This window comes from Vibrio genomosp. F10 str. 9ZD137 (genome assembly GCF_049974785.1).
Taxonomy (GTDB): Bacteria; Pseudomonadota; Gammaproteobacteria; order Enterobacterales; family Vibrionaceae; genus Vibrio.
In genome coordinates, this window is record NZ_JBNGCJ010000465.1 from 1 (window position 1) to 1,860 (window position 1,860).

Below are 1,860 nucleotides of genomic sequence, written 5' to 3' on the forward strand. Positions count from 1 at the left end.
CCGCTCTTCCGATCTGTCCGCTTTCACGGCAATGTAATCAGCGTAGCTTCCATTTCGACTGATATCAGGGCGGCTAAACACCTCATCACCGACGCTGAATTCTTTTACATTGCTGCCAACTTCAGCAACCACTCCGGCCACATCCCAACCTAACGTTAACGGAAGTTCGTAAGGAATAAAGCTTTGCAAATATCCCTCTCGTATTTTCCAATCGACAGGGTTGATTGAAGCTGATTTTACAGAAATTAGAATATCATCGTCATTGATCTCAGGCTTAGCTACATTCTCTAGTTTTAATGTCTCTGTGCCACCATATTGGTGAATTTGAACAGCGCGCATAAATTATTCCTATTGATGACTTGTTAGAAGATCAGGCCCAAAGCAATCCGCTCAGAACCTGGATCGTTAGTTATGATGGTCAAATGTCAGTGGTGTGTCGCGAGTCATTATAGCTCAGCACCATTTACAGTTAACTGAACATCAATATTCCCACGTACCGCATTTGAATACGGACACACTTGGTGAGCCGTTTTCACCAATTCAACCGCTTGGCCTTGTTCTAAATCGAGCTCTACCGACAAGCTCACAGTCAGTGCAAATCCACCAGTTTCATTCGGGCCAATGCCAACGGTTGCTGTGGTCGGGGCCGCTGAAATAGCCACCTTTGTTTCGCGGGCTACGTGTAAAATTGCATTAGAAAAACAAGCTGAATACCCCGCAGCAAAAAGCTGCTCTGGGTTGGTCGCTTCACCGCTTCCGCCCATTTCTTTTGGGTAGCTCAGGGCTAAAGACAATTTATTGTCGTCAGTAGAAACTTGACCGTTGCGGCCAGCGAGTGCGGTTGCTGATGTTGTGTAGATAGTTGTCATGGTCTGAATCCTTTTATTTTCAATTGTTCTGGTCAGTCTTTGTTTAAGTCGTTATTGGCTTAAATTTATCGGCTCGGTCTTTATTGGCCTGGTCTATACGTATTCAAACTGCTTTGGGTTCACTTTGAACACGATTTAAATTGATAGCAATTAAATTGTGCACAACTTAATTTTCAACAATACTAATTGAAACAATCTAAGTGCGCAAGTATATTGTGCACAATTAAATTAATGAGATGGATCGTAAACATGAATGAACCCAACGAAGAGAACTACCTCGCTCTGGATAACCAAGTCTGTTTTGCACTCTACAGCGCCTCCAATGCCATGGGGCGAGCGTATCAGCCTCTCTTAAAGGCACTGGATCTCACCTACTTGCAATACATCGTGATGATGGTGTTGTGGGAAGAGAAAGTCGTGAATGTAAAAACCCTAGGACAAAAAACCCACTTAGACTCTGGAACACTGACTCCTCTTTTAAAGCGTTTAGAAACAAAAGGATACGTAACTCGTACTCGCAGCGAAAAAGACGAACGTGTTCGAGTTATCTCGGTCACAGAGTCAGGCACTCATTTACGTGAACAAGCCAAAAGTGTCCCGACTGAAATGATGTGTTTGTCTAAAATGAAGGTGGATGAACTACTTAAACTCAAGCACGACTGTGAAAAGTTACTGGATAATCTCACCAAGTAAAGGGGCATCCCCTTAACTCAGTTTCACGGATCCGGCGCACTTGATGTGCACATAAAATCAACATTTGAGTATGCCTTGATATCCAATGTTGCGACAAGGTTAATTAAATAACCCAATACACTGTTAATACTAAGAAAAATAGGTATAGTGCTCAGCCAAATTCTTTAACCTAAATTTTACATGCACAACGCCCTATTTCGACGAGCCATGATCTTATCTAGTCTATTGAGCTGGATGTTGATTATATTGATGCCAGTGATTAATGCTCACGGTCAATCGGCGGGCGTTTGGGCAACGC

Annotated in this window: 3 protein-coding genes; 1 reads left to right on the forward strand and 2 read right to left on the reverse strand. The window is 43.0% G+C overall.

The features are described from left to right. The coding region (locus ACP45E_RS11145) for an alcohol dehydrogenase catalytic domain-containing protein (RefSeq protein WP_158008378.1) at positions 1 to 339 on the reverse strand (339 nt) is incomplete at its 3' end. Between the two features lie 107 nt (positions 340 to 446). Then, on the reverse strand, positions 447 to 869 hold the full coding sequence (locus ACP45E_RS11150; RefSeq protein WP_017035661.1) for an organic hydroperoxide resistance protein: 423 nt from the start codon (positions 867 to 869) through the stop codon (positions 447 to 449). Positions 870 to 1,118: 249 nt separating this feature from the next. On the opposite strand from ACP45E_RS11150, the gene ACP45E_RS11155 reads away from it, so the two are divergent. Further along, complete coding sequence (locus ACP45E_RS11155) at positions 1,119 to 1,562, forward strand: MarR family winged helix-turn-helix transcriptional regulator (RefSeq protein ID WP_017035662.1); 444 nt, start codon at positions 1,119 to 1,121, stop codon at positions 1,560 to 1,562. The last annotated feature ends 298 nt before the right edge of the window (positions 1,563 to 1,860 follow it).